The sequence below is a fragment of the Chitinivorax tropicus genome, from assembly GCF_014202905.1.
Classification (GTDB): domain Bacteria; phylum Pseudomonadota; class Gammaproteobacteria; order Burkholderiales; family SCOH01; genus Chitinivorax; species Chitinivorax tropicus.
In genome coordinates this window covers 108,038-128,283 of record NZ_JACHHY010000011.1, presented here as the reverse complement: position 1 = coordinate 128,283, position 20,246 = coordinate 108,038, and the positions used below count along the sequence as shown (strand labels likewise).

The 20,246-nt window shown below is 56.3% G+C and carries 18 protein-coding genes; 17 read left to right on the top strand and 1 reads right to left on the bottom strand.

Going from position 1 to position 20,246, the window contains the following annotated elements; translation table 11 throughout:
• Positions 1 to 10 precede the first annotated feature (10 nt).
• Positions 11 to 1,393, top strand: a complete 1,383-nt coding sequence (gltX, locus tag HNQ59_RS10255; RefSeq protein ID WP_184038687.1) for a glutamate--tRNA ligase — start codon at positions 11 to 13, stop codon at positions 1,391 to 1,393.
• Positions 1,394 to 1,485: 92 nt separating this feature from the next.
• On the opposite strand, the gene hrcA is transcribed toward gltX, so the two are convergent.
• Positions 1,486 to 2,508 (bottom strand): heat-inducible transcriptional repressor HrcA, encoded by a 1,023-nt coding sequence (gene hrcA / locus HNQ59_RS10250; RefSeq protein WP_184038685.1) that lies wholly within the window; start codon positions 2,506 to 2,508, stop codon positions 1,486 to 1,488.
• Between the two features lie 361 nt (positions 2,509 to 2,869).
• Here hrcA and HNQ59_RS10245 point away from each other — a divergent pair, with 361 nt between their 5' ends.
• The 16 genes from HNQ59_RS10245 (at position 2,870) to trpB (ending at position 20,237) form a co-directional block, all read left to right on the top strand.
• Positions 2,870 to 3,547 (top strand): hypothetical protein, encoded by a 678-nt coding sequence (locus HNQ59_RS10245; protein ID WP_184038682.1) that lies wholly within the window; start codon positions 2,870 to 2,872, stop codon positions 3,545 to 3,547.
• Positions 3,548 to 4,145: 598 nt separating this feature from the next.
• On the top strand, positions 4,146 to 4,820 hold the full coding sequence (locus tag HNQ59_RS10240) for a glutathione S-transferase family protein (RefSeq protein WP_184038681.1): 675 nt from the start codon (positions 4,146 to 4,148) through the stop codon (positions 4,818 to 4,820).
• A 2-nt stretch (positions 4,821 to 4,822) separates the two neighbouring features.
• Positions 4,823 to 5,467, top strand: coding sequence for a thermonuclease family protein (locus HNQ59_RS10235; protein ID WP_246490945.1), 645 nt, complete (start codon positions 4,823 to 4,825; stop codon positions 5,465 to 5,467).
• Between the two features lie 42 nt (positions 5,468 to 5,509).
• Positions 5,510 to 6,679: an MFS transporter gene (locus HNQ59_RS10230; RefSeq protein ID WP_246490944.1), complete on the top strand. Its 1,170-nt coding sequence runs from the start codon at positions 5,510 to 5,512 to the stop codon at positions 6,677 to 6,679.
• 217 nt (positions 6,680 to 6,896) lie between these two features.
• Positions 6,897 to 8,306, top strand: a complete 1,410-nt coding sequence (gene leuC / locus HNQ59_RS10225; protein ID WP_184038678.1) for a 3-isopropylmalate dehydratase large subunit — start codon at positions 6,897 to 6,899, stop codon at positions 8,304 to 8,306.
• Between the two features lie 10 nt (positions 8,307 to 8,316).
• Positions 8,317 to 8,448, top strand: coding sequence for an entericidin A/B family lipoprotein (locus HNQ59_RS10220; RefSeq protein ID WP_184038676.1), 132 nt, complete (start codon positions 8,317 to 8,319; stop codon positions 8,446 to 8,448).
• Positions 8,449 to 8,457: 9 nt separating this feature from the next.
• A complete protein-coding gene (gene leuD / locus HNQ59_RS10215; RefSeq protein ID WP_184038674.1) occupies positions 8,458 to 9,099 on the top strand; it encodes a 3-isopropylmalate dehydratase small subunit in 642 nt (213 codons plus the stop codon).
• 1 nt (position 9,100) lies between these two features.
• Entirely contained in the window at positions 9,101 to 9,391 is a 291-nt protein-coding gene (locus tag HNQ59_RS10210) for a hypothetical protein (protein ID WP_184038671.1), read from the top strand.
• Positions 9,392 to 9,407: 16 nt separating this feature from the next.
• Positions 9,408 to 10,472 carry a 3-isopropylmalate dehydrogenase gene (leuB, locus tag HNQ59_RS10205; RefSeq protein ID WP_184038668.1) on the top strand — a complete coding sequence of 355 codons (1,065 nt, stop codon included), beginning with the start codon at positions 9,408 to 9,410 and terminating at the stop codon, positions 10,470 to 10,472.
• Between the two features lie 121 nt (positions 10,473 to 10,593).
• On the top strand, positions 10,594 to 11,700 hold the full coding sequence (asd, locus tag HNQ59_RS10200) for an aspartate-semialdehyde dehydrogenase (protein WP_184038666.1): 1,107 nt from the start codon (positions 10,594 to 10,596) through the stop codon (positions 11,698 to 11,700).
• Positions 11,701 to 12,255: 555 nt separating this feature from the next.
• Positions 12,256 to 15,042 carry a motility hub landmark protein FimV gene (locus HNQ59_RS19825; protein WP_484484293.1) on the top strand — a complete coding sequence of 929 codons (2,787 nt, stop codon included), beginning with the start codon at positions 12,256 to 12,258 and terminating at the stop codon, positions 15,040 to 15,042.
• A gap of 150 nt (positions 15,043 to 15,192) precedes the next feature.
• A complete protein-coding gene (locus HNQ59_RS10190) occupies positions 15,193 to 15,786 on the top strand; it encodes a hypothetical protein (protein WP_184038661.1) in 594 nt (197 codons plus the stop codon).
• Positions 15,783 to 16,589: a tRNA pseudouridine(38-40) synthase TruA gene (gene truA / locus HNQ59_RS10185; protein WP_184038659.1), complete on the top strand. Its 807-nt coding sequence runs from the start codon at positions 15,783 to 15,785 to the stop codon at positions 16,587 to 16,589. Before HNQ59_RS10190 ends, truA begins: the two co-directional genes overlap by 4 nt.
• A gap of 135 nt (positions 16,590 to 16,724) precedes the next feature.
• Positions 16,725 to 18,341 carry a motility hub landmark protein FimV gene (locus tag HNQ59_RS10180; protein WP_184038656.1) on the top strand — a complete coding sequence of 539 codons (1,617 nt, stop codon included), beginning with the start codon at positions 16,725 to 16,727 and terminating at the stop codon, positions 18,339 to 18,341.
• Between the two features lie 83 nt (positions 18,342 to 18,424).
• Complete coding sequence (locus tag HNQ59_RS10175) at positions 18,425 to 19,051, top strand: phosphoribosylanthranilate isomerase (protein WP_184038654.1); 627 nt, start codon at positions 18,425 to 18,427, stop codon at positions 19,049 to 19,051.
• Positions 19,038 to 20,237, top strand: a complete 1,200-nt coding sequence (gene trpB, locus HNQ59_RS10170; RefSeq protein WP_184038651.1) for a tryptophan synthase subunit beta — start codon at positions 19,038 to 19,040, stop codon at positions 20,235 to 20,237. The genes HNQ59_RS10175 and trpB overlap by 14 nt, the downstream gene beginning before the upstream one ends.
• Positions 20,238 to 20,246 lie beyond the last annotated feature (9 nt).

The following is a 20,246-nucleotide window of genomic DNA, read 5'->3' as shown; positions in this document are numbered from 1 at the left end:
TACAGTGATCATGATTCGCACGCGTTTTGCTCCCAGCCCTACCGGCTATCTTCACATCGGTGGTGTCCGCACCGCCTTGTTCTCCTGGGCGTTTGCCCGTAAGCATGCTGGCACCTTCGTGCTGCGCATTGAAGACACCGATCTGGAGCGTTCCACCCCTGAATCCGTCAAAGCGATTCTGGATGGTATGCAATGGGTGGGTTTGGCGCATGATGAGGGGCCTTTCTACCAGACGCATCGTTTCGACCGATACAAGGCCGTGATTCAAGATATGCTGGCGGCAGGGACGGCCTATCACTGTTATTGCAGTAAAGAAGAGCTGGATCAGATGCGCGCCGAAGCCGAGGCGCGTGGCGAAAAGCCCCGCTATGACCGCCGCTGGCGGCCAGAGGCGGGCAAGGTCCTGCCGACCCCGCCTGCTGACGTGCAGCCGGTCGTGCGCTTCCGTAACCCGCTGGAGGGTGTGGTGGCGTGGGATGACGCAGTAAAAGGACGCATCGAGATCAGCAACCAGGAGCTGGATGACCTGATCATCGCCCGTGGGGATGGCACGCCGACCTACAACTTCTGCGTGGTGGTCGATGACTGGGACATGGGCATCACCCACGTGATCCGTGGCGATGACCATGTGAACAACACCCCGCGCCAGATCAATATTCTTCAGGCGCTGGGCGCAGCCCTGCCGGTGTACGGCCACCTGCCGATGATTCTGCGCGAAGACGGGCAGAAGATGTCCAAGCGGCGCGATGCAGTCAGCGTGGTGGAGTATGCCACCATGGGCATTCTGCCTGAGGCGCTGCTCAATTATCTGGCCCGTCTGGGTTGGGGGTATGGTGATGCAGAATTCTTTACCATGGACCAATTTGTCGAGTGGTTCAGCCTGGAAGGTGTCAGCCCCAGCCCCTCTCGTTTCGACAAGGAAAAGCTGCTGTGGTTGAATGCCCAGCATATGAAAGCAGCCGATGACAACCGGCTGGCTGACTTGGTTGCGCCGCGTCTGGCGGATAAAGGCATTGGTGTTGATCATGGCCCGGCTTTGGCAGCGGTGATCAGTTTGGTGAAAGAGCGAGTGCAGGATTTGAATGCGCTGGCTGGTCAGTGTGATTATTTCTACCAGAAGCGGACGCCCAGCGCTGAAGAAACCGCAAAGCATCTGGACGAAGCATCCGCTGCCCGGATGAAGCGTTTCGCGGCCAAACTGGCGGCGCTGGACAGCTGGACCGCCGAGTCCATTCACACCCTCTTCAAGCCATTCTGTGAAGAGGAAGGTATCAAGATGGGCCAGTTGGGCATGCCATTGCGCGTCACGGTATGCGGCACCACCCAGACTCCGTCGATTGACGCGGTGTTGGCGCTGATCGGTAAGGAAGCAGTGTTGCAGCGGATGGCTTGAGCAGATTGACACTCAAGGAAAAGCCGACACAGGGTGTCGGCTTTTTTACGCCATATTGGTATCGGCCTGTCGGTTGAGCTGCTAACCGTTGCCTATGCCTGAGTGGCCGTGGTCAGTGCACTGGACAGCAGCTTGGCGGTGACATCGACGATGGGAATGACGCGCTCGTAAGCCATGCGCGTCGGGCCGATGACACCCACGGTACCGACAACCTGGCCATTCACCTCATAGGGCGCTGTGACGACAGAGCATTCATCCAGCGGCGCAACCCCGGATTCCCCGCCGATGTAGATCTTCACCCCATCCGCCAATCGGCTGATTTCCAGTAGCTTCAACATCTCGGTTCTCTGTTCAAACAGATCGAACAACCGTCGCAAGCTGTGGACGTTTGAGGAAAAATCCTCGACATTCAATAGATTACGCTCTCCTGCAATCACATACTGACTGCCAGAACTCAATGTCTCGTTGCTGGCCGCCAGTGCGGCCTTCATCAGGATGCTGATATCGATCTGCAATTGTTGCAGCTCATCTCGCAACGAAACCGTGATCTCATCCAAAGTCCTGCCAGCAAAATGCTGGTTGAAGAAATTACTGGCCATGACCAGCTCGGGCTGGCTGTAGGCTCGGTCGGTCAGCAGCATCCGGTTTTGGACATCACCCTCTGGCGTCACCAGAATCAACAAAATACGCTTTTCCGAGAGCGGGATGAACTCGATATGTTTGAATACATTGCTGGGCACGGGCGACATCACGACACCCGCAAACTGCGTCAGCTCAGAGAGCAGCTGAGATGCCGAATTGATCAGCCGCTGCGGATTGTCGGGGTGGAGCTGTTCCTCTAGCTGATGAATCTCCACCGACTGCAGTGGCTTGACGGTCAGCAGGGTATCGACAAAGACCCGGTATCCCATCGGGGTAGGGATACGGCCAGCGGAAGTATGAGGGCTGGTGATGAACCCCATCTCCTCCAGATCGGCCATCACATTCCGAATCGAAGCAGCAGATAGATCCAGACACGAATATTTGGACAGGGTGCGGGAGCCGACTGGCTGACCATCCGAAATATAGCGTTCAACCAGGGTCTTGAGCAGGATTTGTGAGCGTTCGTTCAGCATGCTTGGCATTGTGTCACAACTCATTTGAATCGGGTTGACGTTTGTAACCGCACATATCATTATATTGTCATAATCTGGCGTGGCATCAGTAACTGTGCCAGATGTGCCGATGGCATGAGGGCTTGTGTAAAACCCTAGTGCTGAAAGGCTTTTCGGCGGATAGGTCGTATGGCAGCACAGCGCTCGAATGCCCTTGATGAACATTGTTCAGTAAAAAGTGATGGGATTCAAGGTATTGGTTTAACCATTCGGGTAACTACTTATTGTTGACAGTGGAAATTTTAGAGTTTAAATTCCACTCCAATTTGGGTGGTGCGGTGCTATATACATATTAATAAATCGCACTTGTTGAGGAGACGCGATGAAGTTGCGGTGCTGCCTGTGCGGCGTGCTGCTCGGTATCAGTACCGGGGTGGCAGCTGCGCCAGTGGGGTGCAACCCGCTCATCGAACCAGTGGAGCTGCGGGGCGAGGATTCGCCCCGCAGTAATCCCGTCCTGATTCCCCGCGATATGTTCGCGCGCCTGCCAGGCTTCATGGTGGCCAATGAAAAGCCACTTGCTGCTGTGCCTGATTCTGAACTGACTCCCCATCTGGATCAAATCGTTGCCTCGGCGCCTGTTGCGGTAGTGGATGCCCCTGTGGCAGAAGGACGCACCTCACCCTTCACAAGTTCGTTGCACTCAGTTGGCATCAAATTGGTCAATTTTGCGCAGACGCTCGGCAAAGGCGTGAAGGACATTGCCTTGACCGCCGGCCAATTCACCATTGGCAAGATCGCCCCCCTGCTTGGCATGGATTTCAACCGAGCTTCGTCAAGAGCCGGTGATATCAACTTGGTTGCTGATGTCGGCATGGCACAAGTAGGGCGCCCGCGCTATGCGGGCATCAATAGCGCCAGCCCGTCTTTGAATGCGATGCTGGAACGCGAGTATCAGAATTCCGAACGAGCGCAAGCCCATAGCCCGGGTGCCTTTCAGTTGCCAGGTGGTAAGTGGGAGGCGTCGGCAACGATCGGCATCGACTATAAATTCGAATGACCCGCCATAACGGTTTGAGTTTCCTGCGCTCGAAGCGCTGTCTCCTATTATCATCAATCTGCGCAGCCAATTCCGTCGGCCCCATGGTCTGTTCATCCGGGGCAAAGTTCCTACTGTAATGATGCGACAAAGCCTGCCCAGCGCGACGGGCCCATGCGTATGCCCGGCAAGCGTTTTCATCCTGATGGCTGGATACGAGCGCACTAGATTGCACTGGCATCTTTGACTCGTGCAAGAGCAGCCATGTTTTGAAATGGGGGCGCCAGCGGTGCTCCGATCCTGTCTGCATTTGAGCCGGAAGAGAAACTGCGTTGTGCTCTTGTGAAACCCTGCAGGCACGCTGCCGTCTGGTGCCCGATGGGCGCGGCTGTTCGATATGTTCGGGATCAGCTTGGTATGCGGAAGGTCATCCATTTGGCCTGGTTGGCCCAAAGGTCGATGGCAGATCGTTAAGAAAGCTCGGGGGGCAGGAGGAGCGTGTTTTTTCTCATCGTCGGCCTTTTCAAACCTGCTCCCTATATCCACAAAACTGGCGCTGCTGCTTTGGTATGGCCGTGGTTATAATGTCGGACGACTGCAGAAAAGGAATTGCAAGGCGATGATCGAACTCTACACGGCAGCAACACCAAACGGACAGAAGGTTTCCATCATGCTGGAGGAGATCGGCATGCCTTATCAGGTCAAGGCGTTGAATCTCGGTGAGATGGAGCAAAAGCAGGATTGGTATCTGGCGATCAACCCCAATGGGCGGATTCCTGCCATCATCGACCGTGAGCAAGAGGATTTCGCGGTATTCGAGTCCGGTGCCATCTTGATCTATCTGGCGGAAAAAACAGGCCAGTTGCTACCGGCTGATACCAAAGGACGCTCGCTTGCGTTGCAATGGCTGATGTTCCAGATGGGCGGTGTCGGGCCCATGCAGGGGCAGGCCAATGTGTTCCATCGTTATGCTCCGCAGAAGATTCCCTACGCGATTGATCGTTATCAGAAAGAAACGCGCCGGTTGTATGAGGTATTGAATACCCGGCTGGGCCAAAGCCCCTATCTGGCAGGGGAATATTCCATCGCTGACATTGCCAGCTTTCCATGGGTGCGTATCCATGAGTGGTCGGGGGTCTCTGTTGAAGGGCTGACCCATTTGCAGCGGTGGCTGGCCGAGATCGAGGCGCGGCCTGCGGTGCAGCGTGGCTTGGCGGTGCCGATCAAGCGTGAGCTGAAGCCCAGTGATCAGGATGCTGACAAGGCCATCGAATCAGTCAGGAAGATGCTGTAACAATGCGTGGCCAGGCAAAATTGCTGAATGCAGTCCAGGCGCTGCTGTTTTCAAAAGACCCGCGCCGCAAGGCGTATGCCGTGCTGGTGTTGGTGTCGATGCTATTGGCGGTGGGTTGGTCGCAGCTGGGCAAAGCCAATAGCGATGCCATCGAGGGCAAGGTGGTCGGGGTTGCAGACGGCGATACCATCACTGTGCTGGATGCGGGGCTGGCCCAGCACAAGATCCGGTTCGCCTTTATCGATGCCCCGGAAAAAAATCAGGCCTGGGGTCAGCGGGCCAAACAGGCTTTGTCAGATAAAGTATTTGGCGAGCAGGTCAAAGTGGTGGTGGTGGATCGCGACAAATATGGCCGTGTCGTTGGCCATGTCTGGCTTGGGGAGACTGACATCAATCTGTCCCAGTTGTCTGACGGAATGGCGTGGCACTACGTGCAATTCGCCAAGAAGCTGCAGTCTGGCAGTGAATTCGACCGCTATCAACTTGCGCAGCAACAGGCGCGCGATGATAAAAGGGGGTTATGGCAGGATGCCGATCCAACGCCGCCATGGGCATTCCGTCGTGGTAAGGGCCGCGCTCGTCAGCAGGAGTTCGACGCCATGCCGACGCCTATCGCACCGGCTGAGGAAGACTCCCCGTCTCAATGAGATCATGATGGTGAAGTCTGTTTGGTTGTCCGGGGTGGGGCAATGAGCGCTGCTCTGGTTGCTTCTGGCATCACGCCAGCCATGTGGTATCGGTTGTCTGGGTTTTACTTCGCCTATTTTGCGTTCAATGGCGTCATATCGGTCTATTGGGGGCTCTACCTGCAGGCGCTGGCCTTTTCGGCTTGGCAGATTGCGGTGCTCATGTCGCTGCAGCAAGCAGTGCGGATCGTCGGACCCACCTTCTGGGGCTGGGTGTCTGATCGTACTGGCAGGCGGGCGACCATTGTCCGGGGGGTGAGTCTGGCCGCCTTGGCCAGTTTCGGCTTGTTGTTGTTGGATCAGCATTTCTGGACGCTGTTTGCCGCACTGGCGGCCTTGTTCTTCTTCTGGTGCGCCAGCCTGCCCTTGGTGGAGGCGACTACCCTCAGTATGCTGGGCAAGGACTCGCACCGTTATAGTGCAATCCGGCTGTGGGGCTCGATCGGATTTATATTGTCCACGGTTGGCATAGGCCATCTGATCGATGGGGTTGGCGTGGCTGTCGTGCCATGGGTGGTGCTGGGTTGTATCGGGGTGATCGCCCTGTATGCTTGGCTCATCCCAGAAGTGGGCCAGGCTCATGGCCAGGCCGAATCGGCAGTGCTGAGTGAGATTGTGCGCCAGCCTGTCGTGCTCGCTTTTTTTGCCGCCAATTTTCTGATGGCCTTGGCACATGGCCCTTATTACACCTTCTTCTCCATCTATCTGGAGACGGCGGGTTACGCCAAAAGCCATATCGGCTATCTGTGGGCGCTGGGCGTGGTGGTGGAGGTGCTGGCCTTTCTGTGCATCCCTCGTATCCTGAATGTCCTTGGTTTGCGGCAGCTGTTTCTGCTGGGATTGGCCCTGGCGGCAGTCCGCTTTGTCGTGATCGGCTGGTGTGTGGGCAGCTTGGGCATGATAGTGTTGGCGCAGCTCCTGCATGCAGCGACTTTTGGCACCAATCATGCCGCATCGATTGCCCTGGTGCACCGCTTCTTCCAAGGGCGGAACCAAGCGCGGGGGCAGGCACTCTATATCAGTGTGTCCTTTGGCCTGGGTGGGACGCTTGGCGGCTTGGGCGGCGGCCTGATCTGGGAGGATGGTGGCGCCTCGCTCACCTTCTCGCTGTGTGGGTTGGCGGCAGCCCTCGGCTGGTGCGTAGCCTACCGATGGTTGCGGCTGTCGGATTGAGCCGGGTGCAGTTTGATTGGGTGGCATACTATGTGAATCACCACTCAGCAACACATTCAGCCTGGGTTGAATCGGCGTGGATCGTGGCATTCCGTCAGCAGAGTCTCATGCATTCACCGTTATTGCAAAGCAACAATTAATCGCTTTTTGTGGCTGGTCGGCAATAAAACTCTGTGTATAATCGAATGCTCACCCAACCCAACATCCAGACGTCACCATGGCAGGACAAACCCTCTACGACAAACTCTGGCAGAGTCACATCGTGCATGCCGAAGCAGACGGTACCGTATTGTTGTATATCGACCGTCATCTGATTCATGAAGTCACCAGCCCACAAGCCTTTGAAGGATTGAAGCTGGCGGCCCGCAAGCCTTGGCGTATCTCATCGATTGTCGCCACTGCTGATCACAATACCCCGACCGATCACTGGGAAGAAGGCATCAAAGACCCGATTTCACGTGAGCAGGTCGAGACACTGGACAAAAACATCCGTGAGGTCGGCGCACTGGCCTACTTCCCATTCCGCGATCAGCGACAAGGCATTGTGCATGTGGTCGGCCCAGAAAACGGTGCCACCTTGCCCGGCATGACCGTCGTGTGCGGTGACAGCCATACTTCGACACATGGCGCCTTTGCCTGTCTGGCACATGGTATCGGCACCTCGGAGGTCGAGCATGTGCTGGCCACGCAAACCCTGGTTGCGAAGAAATCCAGATCCATGCTGGTGCGGGTAGATGGCCAATTGGGTAAAGGCGTGACAGCCAAAGACGTTGCCTTGGCGATCATCGGCAAGATCGGCACAGCAGGCGGCACCGGCTATGCCATCGAGTTTGGCGGTTCGGCCATCCGCAGCCTGACCATGGAAGGCCGCATGACGCTGTGCAATATGGCCATCGAGGCAGGTGCGCGAGCTGGCATGGTTGGGGTGGATCAGATCACCATCGACTACATCAAGGGGCGCCCCTTTGCCCCGACAGCCGAGCAATGGGACGCAGCCGTGGCGCATTGGCGCACGCTGGCGTCAGATGCTGACGCCGTCTTTGATACCGTAGTCGAGCTGGATGCGGCGGCAATCCAACCGCAGGTCACCTGGGGCACATCACCTGAGATGGTGGTTGCCATCGATGGCAAGGTGCCAGACCCACAGCAGGAAGCCGACCCGGTCAAGCGCGGCAGCATTGAGCGTGCGCTCAAGTACATGGGGCTGGATGCCAACACCCCGATTGAGCAGATTGGCATTGACAAGGTCTTCATCGGCTCCTGTACCAATTCGCGGATCGAAGACCTGCGCGAGGCAGCCAGTATTGCTCGTGGCCGTAAAAAGGCGGACAACGTCAAACAAGTGCTGATCGTACCGGGCTCTGGCCTGGTGAAGGCACAGGCCGAGGCAGAAGGCTTGCACACAGTCTTCATCGAGGCGGGTTTCGAGTGGCGCGAACCTGGTTGCTCGATGTGTCTGGCGATGAACGCCGACCGTCTGTCGCCGGGCGAGCGTTGCGCATCCACCTCGAATCGTAACTTTGAAGGGCGGCAAGGGCAGGGTGGGCGTACCCATCTGGTCAGCCCAGCCATGGCAGCAGCAGCGGCCATCGCAGGTCATTTTGTCGATGTTCGCCAGTTTGGTTGAGGTGAAAATCATGAAACCCATTCTCGTGATGATTCTGGCGGTCGCCTTGTCGGCAGCCTTGGGGGCGTGCAATACCGTCCACGGTTTTGGGAAGGATGTCGAGAAAGTCGGCGAAAAGATCAGCAACGCAGCCAACAAATAAGCAGACAGCATGCAAAAATTTACGGTACTGAACGGGCTGGTGTGCCCACTCGATCGCGCCAATGTCGATACCGACGCGATCATTCCCAAGCAGTTTCTGAAATCCATCAAACGTTCGGGCTTTGGCCCCAATCTGTTTGATGAATGGCGCTATCTGGATCACGGCGAGCCTGGCATGGACAACAGCTGTCGCCCGCTCAATCCAGATTTCGTGCTGAATTTTCCGCGTTATCAAGGCGCGCAGGTGCTGCTCGCTCGTGAAAATTTCGGCTGCGGCAGCTCCCGTGAGCATGCGCCCTGGGCCTTGGAGGATTATGGCTTTCGCGTGGTGATCGCCCCCAGCTTCGCTGATATTTTCTTCAACAACTGTTACAAAAATGGCCTGTTGCCCATTGTGCAGCCGGCAGCGGTTGTGGATGGCCTATTCAATGCTTGCGAAGCGGAAACGGGTTATCGCCTGTCGGTCGATCTGGCCGCACAGACTGTCACTACGCCCGAGGGTGCATCATTCAGCTTTGAGATCACCGAACACCGCAAGCATTGCATGCTCAATGGTCTGGATGAGATTGGCCTGACTTTGCAGCACGCGGACAAGATCCGGGCATTCGAAGCAGCGCGACGGGCAACGCAGCCTTGGTTGTTCGCGGAATGACATGAATCGCAGGCAGCAGACAGCGCGTTTTTTCAAGCGACACTGGCTGCTGGCGCTATTCGTCACTGCGCTGGCCTTTCTGGGGTTCGGGCTGGCGTCATTCAATTTGATCACGTTGTTGCAAGCCAATCTGGCATTGATTGCCGAGCATGGCTGGCAAGCGTTGCAAGACGGCGCGCTGATGCAGTTGGTTGAACTATCCGCTTCTACCCTGGTGGCACTACTGTGTTACCTGGTGTTCAAGGTGGGCGAGCGGCTGCTGGTGGAAAAGCTGATCGGCAACGATCACTGAAAATGTAAGGCACGATATGAAAATAGCAGTTCTTCCGGGTGATGGTATTGGTCCAGAAATCGTTGCGCAGGCTGTGCGCGTATTGGAGCGCCTGCGTGCGGATGGCTTGGCGATCGAAATGGAACACGCGCCGATTGGCGGGGCGGGATACGATGCGTCTGGCGACCCGCTGCCTGATGCCACCCTGGCCCTGGCGCAAGCTGCAGACGCCGTGCTGCTGGGGGCTGTGGGTGGGCCGCAATACGACACGCTGGATCGACCGTTGCGGCCAGAGCGTGGCTTGTTGCGGATTCGCAAGGCTTTGAATCTGTTCGCCAATCTTCGCCCCGCATTGCTGTACCCCGAGCTGGCAGGTGCCTCCACCTTGAAGCCGGAAGTGGTGTCCGGGCTCGACATCATGATCGTGCGTGAGCTGACGGGTGATATCTACTTTGGCCAGCCCCGTGGCATCCATGTCAACGAGCAGGGCGAGCGTGAAGGATTCAACACCATGCGCTACAGCGAATCTGAGATTCGCCGTATTGGCCATGTTGCGTTCCAGATTGCACAAAAACGCAATAAGAAACTGTGCTCGGTGGATAAGGCCAATGTGCTGGAATGCACCGAGTTCTGGAAAGAGATCATGATCGATGTCGCCAAGGCGTATCCTGACGTCGAGCTGAGCCATATGTACGTTGACAACGCGGCCATGCAGTTGGTGCGTGCGCCCAAGCAATTCGACGTGATCGTCACGGGCAATATTTTTGGTGACATCCTGTCGGACGAGGCCTCGATGCTGACGGGTTCGATCGGTATGCTGCCCTCCGCTTCGCTGGATCAGGCCAACAAAGGTTTGTATGAGCCGTGCCATGGCTCCGCGCCAGACATCGCGGGTAGAAACATTGCCAACCCACTGGCGACCATTTTGTCGGTGGCAATGATGTTGCGTTATACCTTCGGTCTGGAAGACGCTGCATTGCGTGTCGAGCATGCGGTGAAACGTGTGCTGGCTCAGGGTTACCGCACGGCGGACATCGCCGAGGCGGGGATGGAAAAGGTATCCACCAGTGGGATGGGGGATGCCGTATTGGCGGCCATGTAAACACATGGCGGGTTCAATCCAAATGGGCGCTGTCTGGGTGTGGTGGCAGACAAGTCGAACGATATCCGATGGTGCCCGACTACTTTTTTACTGACACAATGGAACGTTAAAGGAAGCAATCATGCGAGTAGGTTTAGTCGGTTGGCGTGGAATGGTGGGCTCCGTCCTGATGGATCGGATGTGCGAAGAGAAAGATTTTGATCTGATCGAGCCCATTTTCTTCACCACCTCGAATGTTGGTGGCCAAGGCCCGGATATCGGTAAACCGGTACCCCCGCTGAAAGATGCCAAGAACATCGATGAACTGAAAGCCATGGATGTGATCATCACCTGCCAAGGCGGTGATTACACCACCGAGATCCACCCCAAGCTACGTGCTGCGGGCTGGCATGGTTATTGGATCGATGCTGCATCGACACTGCGCATGGAGCCCAATGCCGTGATCGTGCTCGATCCTGTCAATCAGCATGTGATCGACAGCGCATTGGCCAAGGGTGTCAAAGACTATATCGGTGGCAACTGCACCAACAGCCTGTTGTTGATGGGGGTCGGTGGTCTGTTCCGCGAGGGGCTGGTGGAGTGGGTCAGCTCCATGACCTATCAGGCGGCATCCGGCGCAGGCGCACAGAATATGCGTGAATTGATTGCCCAGATGGGGGCCGCGCATGCCTCTGTCGCCGCATTGTTGGCAGATCCCAAATCGGCCATTCTGGAAATCGATCGCAAGCTCGTTGACACGATGCGAAGCGATGCCTTTCCGACCGAGCAATTTGGCGTGCCACTGGCAGGCAGCCTGATTCCTTGGATCGACAAGCAATTGGACAATGGGCAATCCAAGGAGGAATGGAAGGGGCTGGCTGAAGTCAACAAGATCCTTGGCACAGCCAATCCTATCCCCGTTGACGGTCTTTGCGTCCGGATCGGTGCAATGCGCTGCCATAGTCTGGCGCTGACGCTGAAACTCAAGCGGGATCTGCCCTTGTCGGAAATCGAATCGATCATCCAGTCTGGTAACCAGTGGGTCAAATTCGTTCCTAATCAACGTGAGCTGACTGCCAAGGAATTGACACCCACGGCAATCACCGGTGGTCTGCAGGTAGGGGTTGGTCGTGTCCGCAAGCTGAACATGGGCCCTGAGTATGTCAGTGCGTTTGTTTGCGGCGACCAGTTGCTATGGGGCGCGGCAGAGCCTTTGCGCCGCATGCTGCGCATCTTGCTGGCGCGATGACTTATAGCTGTTTTGGCAAACAACAAGGGGCGGTTTACCGCCCTTTGTTATTTTGAAAACTGGCCTACACTGGAGTAAAGAAAAGCATCTCTGAAACGCTGGCGTCATATCTCATTTGGAGAATGAGGCCCGCGACTGGTAGGCAGGCTCGCTCAAGGGGCTGGGTGCTGAAAATTACAGATTGTGATGGCCTTGCTACTGAATAAATGAAGAAAATAGTCGATAAGCTTCCCATGCCGCCTGCTCCCGGCAAATGCAGCTTATCATGGCCGATAAATCCGGATTGTGTGATTGAAGCTACGCAGGTCATTGGTTGAAGTGGATAAAAACTTGTCCACAGCGATTTTGACTTCGAATAATACGGATTGAGCGAATTATCAAATTAACGATTTCTTTTATACACTAGGAACATACGCTAGACTGATGGGGGGCGGCCCTAGCAATTGCTTGCATGGGATATAGGCTAGTGTTAATTTACTCGTCATTTTATTGAGATAAGGTGTCACTGTGCGGATAAGATCAAAGATTAAGGCATGTGTGCTGGCGTGTTCGCTAATGGGTATGTCGGTCGCCACCTACGCTGCTGGACTCGGCAAAATGACGGTACTGTCCGGTTTGGGCCAGCCGTTGAGTGCCGAGATCGATCTTGTCTCTGTGCAGGAAGATGAATTGGCGACCTTGGCTGCCAAGTTGGCATCACCAGAGATGTTCCGCGAGGCACAGATCCAGTACCCATCCCATATGAATGGCCTGCGATTCACGGTTGAAAAACGTGCCAATGGGCAGCGTTATCTGAAAGTCGTCTCCGGTGCACCTGTCAACGAGCCATTCATTGACGTATTGGTCGAGCTGAGCTGGAGCACGGGTCGGCTGGTGAAGGAATTCACCGCGCTGCTTGATCCGCTGGGTGATCAAACGCCTCGCGTGGATCAATCCCGCATTCCCCAGACACAGGCTGTGACCAGCGATACGGCTGGTGGCAAAACCGGCAAGTCTGGTCGTAGTTATGCTCGAAAAGGTTCCCGCGTCGGTGAGCCAGCCGCACCAGATCAAGTGCGCACCAAGCAGCCCAAGCCGGTGGATGAGAGCAGCGCCACACAAACGCCAGCTGATACACAAGGCGCGCCAACCCCTCCATCGGGTGACACCTACACTGTGAAAGCAGGCGACTCACTGGCGAGCATTGCTGCCCAGCTCAAGCCGGAAGGTGTGAATCTGGATCAGATGCTGGCTGGCCTGTATCGCGCCAATGAAAACGCCTTCGAAGGCAAGAACATGAACCGCCTCAAGGCGGGCCGCATCCTCAATGTGCCTGACAAAGACAACCTGGCATCGGTGTCTCCTGCAGATGCAAGGAAGGAAGTAAAGACCCACTCGACAGACTGGCATTCCTATCGCCAGAAAGTGGCTGAAGCTGTATCGAAATCTCCCGGAGAATCGACAACCGGCTCTAGCGCTTCCGGTAAGATCACTGGCAAGGTGGAAGACAAAGCCACTCCAGAGCCTACTGGCAATCAGGATGTCGTCAAACTGTCCCGTGGTGAAACGGCAAAGAATAAAGGTGCCAAAGCGGGTGCTGAGACCAAGGATCTGCAAAGCCGTATCAATGCCATGGAAGAAGAAGCCACGGCACGCGAAAAGGCTTTGAAGGAAGCAAACGAGCGGATTGCCAGCCTGCAAAAAAATGTCGAGGACATGAAGAAGCTGGTCGAGCTCAAGTCGAAGGGAGGGGCGGATCTGCAATCGCAAGCAGGTGGCAAATCCGCCAAACCCGAGGTGCCGACCACCCCGCCGCCTGCACCAGTAGTTGAAACACCGAAACCAGCTGAGCCAACCCCGGCGCCCGCACCTGCCGAGCCCTCGGTGCCACCGAGTGAGCCACCTGCACCCAGTGATGGAGCTCAGCCGCCGGTCGAGCAACCTACGCCCCAGCCGGAGCCGACACCTGCGCCTCCGCCAGCGCCACCCAAGCCAGCGGTGGTTACGCCGCCGCCACCACCGCCCGAACCCACCATCATGGACATGGTGTTCGACAATATCGCGTTGATCGGTGGCGGGTTAGTGGCTGTGGGTGCTGGCGTGGGGGCATTGATCTGGTCACGTCGACGCAAGCGTCCGTCATTCGAGGACAGTATCCTGACCGGTAGCGATCTGAAGGCGAACACGGTGTTGGGCAATACCGGCGGCGCGATCATCAATACCAACGCTACCGAAAGCTCCTTCCTGACCGACTTCAGCCGGGCTGGCCTTGGGACGATCGATACGGACGAGGTGGATCCGATTGCTGAGGCTGAGGTCTATATGGCTTATGGCCGCGATGCCCAGGCAGAGGAAATCCTGAAAGATGCCTTGGCCAAGGATGCATCCCGCCAGGAAATCCGCCTGAAGTTGCTGGAAATCTATGCGGCGCGTAAAAATGTCTCAACCTTTGAGGATGTCGCGACGGAACTGTACGCTGCAGTTGAGGGGCGTGGCCCGTTGTGGGCTAGTGCCTCCGAGATGGGGCGACAGCTTGATCCTGCCAATCCGCTATACCAGCAAGGTGCGGCGTCGCCTGCCAAGCCTGCGGAGCCTGTGGCCACTTTCGAGAAGACGCAGGTGATTGACCGCAATAATGTAGGGCCTGCTGCCGGGGCCGTGGCGGCTGGCGCAGCCGTTGCTGCGGTGGCAGCAGCCGATCTGGATTTCCAGTTGGATCTCGATGAAACCCAGGCGCCGACGGCACCCGTGCCAGCGCCCGCATCGGCCCCTGCGGCGGCACCCATGGTGGATCTTGACTTCTCGCTGCCGGAGGTAGCACCGCAGCCTGTGGCGGCGCCTGCATCGGCACCGGCTGCTGGCAACTTGATGGATTTTGACCTCGGTAGCCTGGGGCAAAGTGAAGCCACATCAATCAAGGCAGCGCCGGTAGCTGAGCTGGACATACCGACTTTGAATCTTGATGTGCCGGATCTGGGCGGTGATTTCGATCTGAGTCTGCCCGAGGTGGCACCGGCGCCAGCGCCTGCTGCCGCTCCCAAGGCAGCGCTGGATGGTGACAGCTTATTGGATTTCGATTTCCAGCTGGATGCCAAAGCGCCAGCGGCTGAAGCCAAGGATGCCAGCGTATTGGACCTGGGCGATCTCGATCTGAATCTGGATGAGACCATTCAAGCCAATGCATTGCCAGTTGCGGACGATGGCATGGACGATGCTGATCCGATGACTACCAAGATTGATCTGGCGCGCGCCTATCTCGATATGGGGGATAAAGAAGGTGCCCGGGAAATTCTGCAGGAAGTCTTGCAAGATGGAAGCGCTTCACAGCAACAAACAGCGAAAGCCTTGCTCGAACAGCTCTGATCGACTGTAAAAACAAGCGGTGCGCGGGTATACTCGCGCACCGCTTTTTTATTTGGCGATCAGATTCGGCTGATACGGTTTCATGGTCAGAGGGTTTTTGTTGCATTCAAAGGGATTGTTGAGTCGGCTTCCTCAAGCGGGAAAGGCAGTATGCGGCGCATCGTGATGCACATTCACCCAGTGACATTGCTAAGTATATGGTTGCTTGTACTCTGGCAGATTCAGGTCACCCAGCCGAAGGAATTGGGGCTGTGGTTTGCTGGATTGGTGCTGATGCTGGGGCGGGCCGGTTGTGCCACGTGGTGGCGTTTCATTGTGCGCCATAAAGTGCTGCTATTGGCGGTGCTGCTTGGCCACCTCGTCGTGGCTTGGCCTGTATCGGTGGGGCAGGCGCAAGCGTTACTGTTGCCACCGCTTCGTTTATTGATGTCGCTGGGGGCAGTGGCACTGCTTTGGTTATTGCTGGGGCGGGATCGGCTGGTCGCCATGTTGGTGGAGATATGCAGACCGCTATCGACCTGTATTCCCGCTTTGTCGAGGCTACCTGTCCGCCTGGGGCTGACTTTGGTCATGGTCGAGCAATACCTTCAGGATGGGCGGCGATATGGTTGGCGCGATATGCTCAAAGGGCTGGATGCCCCGGCTGATGTTACCCATCTGCAGCCCATGGCTGTGGCGGTTTGGCATTGGTGGGATGTCATCTTGCTGATCCTGGCAGGTTTATTGGTGTGGGTGTTGAGATGAGATTGGCGCTTGGCGTGGAATATCTTGGTCGCCGCTATGCAGGTTGGCAGTCACAACCAGGTGGCGGCACCATTCAAGATGCATTGGAGTATGCATTGGCCCAGATCGCCGGTGAGACGATACGGGTTGTGGCGGCGGGCCGCACGGATGCTGGCGTGAATGCCACCATGCAGGTTGTACATTTTGACACGCAGGTCAGTCGCCCCATCACCGCCTGGATCAGAGGGGTCAATCGTTTTCTGCCTGATGATATTGCGGTTCTGTGGGCGAAGCAGGTCGGAGATGACTTCCATGCGCGATTCTGCGCCACGGCCAGGCGCTACCGATACGTTTTGTTGATGCGTCCGGTACGGCCAGCCTTGTTGCGCGGTTCGGTAGGCTGGTGTCATAATCTGCTTGATGTAAATGACATGCAAGAGGCAGCCCGTCAGCTGATTGGCGAACATGATTTCAGTGCATTCCGAGCGGCGGAATGCCAAGCCAAATCGCCTGTCAAACATCTCTACCAGCTTGACATCCACCAGCATGGTGCGCTGATTCAATTCGATCTGTGTGCCAATGCATTTCTTCATCATATGGTCCGCAATATTGTGGGGTGTTTGATCCAGATTGGTGCGGGTCGCCAGCCGGTTGCCTGGATGGGAGAGGTGTTGGCGGGCCGTGATCGAAAGTTGGCTGCACCTACTTTTTCACCAGATGGGCTCTATTTGAGTGGCGTTGACTATGAGCCGAAATGGGGCTTGGGGCAGCTGTCCATTTCGAGTGCGGAAGGCCTGCTGTGTGATGACAAAGGCAGGGTTTGATCTGACCGGGCAGACATGTCTTTGATGGTGGCAGGCAAGGCCATGCGTGGTTTCTTGCAGACGCAGGCGTAACTGGATGTTGCATCTTTTGCTGCATATGCTGAATCTATAAATGCGAACGACAAGAACATACTCATGGCCTTGAAAAAACTATTTCCTGCCTTGCTGACGACGGTTGCCCTGAATGCAATGGCTGCCGAAGATGCGGCGCCCGCCGATGACAATCAGCCATTGGCTGAGAAAATCGAGACATTGCAAAAAGCGGTCGCTGAACAAGAAGCCAAGTTGAAAGCCGCACAGGTACAGAATGACGCATTGCAGGCTGAGATGAATCAGCTGCGCAAAGCCTCTCAAAACACCGATACCAATTGGTTGCAACAACTCAACTTGACAGGTCTGCCGAGTCGGCTGGTCAGTGAGGTGAAGGCGGACCCAGCACCGTGGGCGGCAGGTGGTGCGTTGGGGATCGGCTTGTTGGGACTGTGGGCATGGCGTCGCCGTGCCAAGCCTAGACGACCCAAGATCCCGCTCTTCGAGGATACACTGCTGGCGGTGGGGCCCTCCACTACCAATATTCTGGTGGGTAGTGCGGGTGGTGGGGTAATTGATACCAACTTATCCATGCGCTCAGTCTTACAGCCTGACAGCACTGAATTGGCTGACCTTGAGTCGGCATCAGTTGATCCAGTGGCCGAGGCGGAGGTGTATCTGGCCTATGGCCGTGATCTGCAAGCAGAAGAGATTCTCAGAGACACCTTGCAACGTACGCCGGGCCGTCATGATGTCCGCCTGAAGCTGATGGAGATCTACGCAACCCGCAACGACGCACCTTCGCTCAGTGCAGCGATGGAAGCCATGAAGGAGCAAGGTGTTGCCGAAGATGATCCATTCTGGGTACGCGCCCAGGCATTGTTGGGATCGGTAGCCGTGCGAGATGCTACCAAGGTTGAGCAGGATCTTGCTCTGGCGGCTGGCGTGAGCCTGCCGGTTGAGCCCGTGGTCGAGCAACCGGTCATGCAGCCTACTCCAGAGGGGGCACCCAAACCGGGGGCGACATCATTGGCGATTGATCATCCCTTTGATGACCTGTTGTCACCAGTCACCAACGAGAAAGGGGATGGCAACAAGCATGAAGGCGCACCCTCTCAGCCCGCAGAGCCACCTGTAGACCAGCAGCCTGGCAGCACACCAATGGCAGGGCAGGCCCCATCTGAATCGCTAGTATTGGCTGAACGTATCGAACCGGTATTGAATTTGATCTTGCCCGAGGTGAGCAACTTGCCTGCCGCCAGGCGGAAGCCAGAGTCGTCTGGCATGATCGAGATTGTCATCGATGAGCCTGGCGTGGTTCCCGAAAAGGCCGTACCGATTCCAGACCGACCAACCCAGAAGCTGGATCTGGATTTCGAGTTCGATCCGCATGCCGAAGCCGCTGCACGGCGATCGGATATGGATACACCAAGAGAACCGATGATTGGACTGAATTTGTCTGAGATCAGCCTGGATCTGACACGCCCTGTTGAGCCGCCGATCAGCGCTCCCGAGTCGGTCGTGCCAGCCAATGAGGACCGTTTGACTGTGCCCGAAGTGAATGATGATCCGATTGCCATCAAGTTGGATCTTGCCCGTATCTACTTTGAAATGGGTGATAGCGAAAGCGCGAACGAATTGTTGGAAGAGGTGATCCTGGAAGGGCGGGCTGAGCAGGCCGAGCAGGCACGGCACCTGCAAAAGCACGGCATGGTTGCCTGAGCTTGGGTGTTTACTCAGTTTTTCCTCGCTCAACCGTTGGTGGGCGGTTATACTCAATGGCCTGAGAATATGACCCAGTCAATATGTCCACCTGCAAAATCAAAATATGCGGTCTGACACGGATTGAAGATGTCCAGGCTGCTGCCCAATTGGGCGCAGATGCATTGGGATTCGTATTCTATCCGCCGAGTCCACGTCATCTGGCCATTCCGCAGGCGGCGAAATTGGTTTCTGCGCTGCCACCATTCATGACATCGGTGGGTTTGTTCGTTGATGCAGAGCCCGCTGTGGTTCGCTCGGTGTTGCAGACTGTTCCGCTTGATTTGTTGCAGTTTCATGGTGATGAGTCGCCTGACTATTGCCAACAGTTTGATCGCCCCTATCTCAAAGCGGTGCGTGTTCGCCCTGGGCTTGATCTGCTTGCCTATGCCAAGGCGCATCGAGATGCACGCGGATTGTTGCTGGATGCCTATGTAGAAGGCCAGCCTGGCGGCACTGGCCACCAGTTCGACTGGCAATTGATCCCGAAAGGCCTGCCCCTGCCTGTTGTGTTGTCTGGCGGCCTGACGCCCGATAATGTTGCGGATGCCGTGACACAGGTCAAACCTTGGGCCGTCGATGTATCAAGTGGTGTCGAGTCCGCAAAAGGAATCAAGGATGCAGCCCGGATCGCTGCATTCATCAATGGAGTGCGCAATGCAAATGTATGAACTACCGGATGCACGGGGTCACTTTGGTCAATATGGTGGCATCTATGTGGCTGAAACCTTGATGACCGCCTTGGACGAGCTACGCCGTGAGTATGAGCGTTATCGTGACGATCCTGATTTTCAAGCTGAATTCCGTTATGAATTGAAGCATTATGTTGGGCGCCCGAGCCCGATATACCATGCCAAACGTTGGTCTGAAAGCCTGGGTGGAGCACAGATCTTTCTGAAGCGCGAAGACCTGAACCATACTGGCGCACACAAGGTGAACAACACCATTGGCCAGGCATTGTTGGCCAAGCGCATGGGCAAAAAACGGGTGATTGCCGAAACCGGTGCTGGGCAGCATGGTGTGGCATCTGCGACCATTGCCGCACGGTACGGGATGGAGTGCGTGGTCTACATGGGCTCCGAGGACGTCAAGCGCCAATCGCCCAATGTGTTCCGCATGAAGTTGTTGGGTGCAACGGTGGTGCCTGTGCAGAGTGGCTCCAAGACACTCAAAGACGCCATGAACGAGGCGATGCGTGATTGGGTGACCAATGTCGAAAGTACGTTCTATATCATCGGCACCGCCGCTGGCCCGCATCCCTACCCGATGATGGTACGCGATTTTCAATGCGTCATCGGCAATGAGGCCAAGGAGCAGATGATCGATATGGTCGGTCGTCAGCCGGATATGGTGGTGGCCTGTGTGGGCGGGGGGTCCAATGCGATCGGTATCTTCCACCCTTATCTTGGGTTGACGGATGTGAAACTGGTCGGCGTAGAGGCTGGCGGTGAAGGTGTCGAGACTGGCCGTCATGCTGCTCCCTTGTCAGCTGGACGGCCTGGTGTGCTGCACGGCAATCGTACCTATTTGATGCAGGATGAAAATGGGCAGATCATCGAAACCCACTCGATCTCAGCGGGCCTGGATTATCCTGGCGTCGGCCCGGAGCATAGTTTCCTGAAGGATCAGGGGCGGGTGCAGTATGTGGCGGCGAATGATGGCGAATCGCTGCAGGCATTCCACGACCTCTGCCGTTTCGAAGGCATCATCCCAGCCCTGGAATCCAGTCATGCCCTGGCATACGCCAAGCGCTTGGCACCGACCATGAGCAAAGATCAGATCATCCTGGTCAATCTGTCCGGTCGAGGCGACAAAGATATCCAGACTGTCGCACGCCTGTCCGGTATTGAACTTTAACGATGCGCG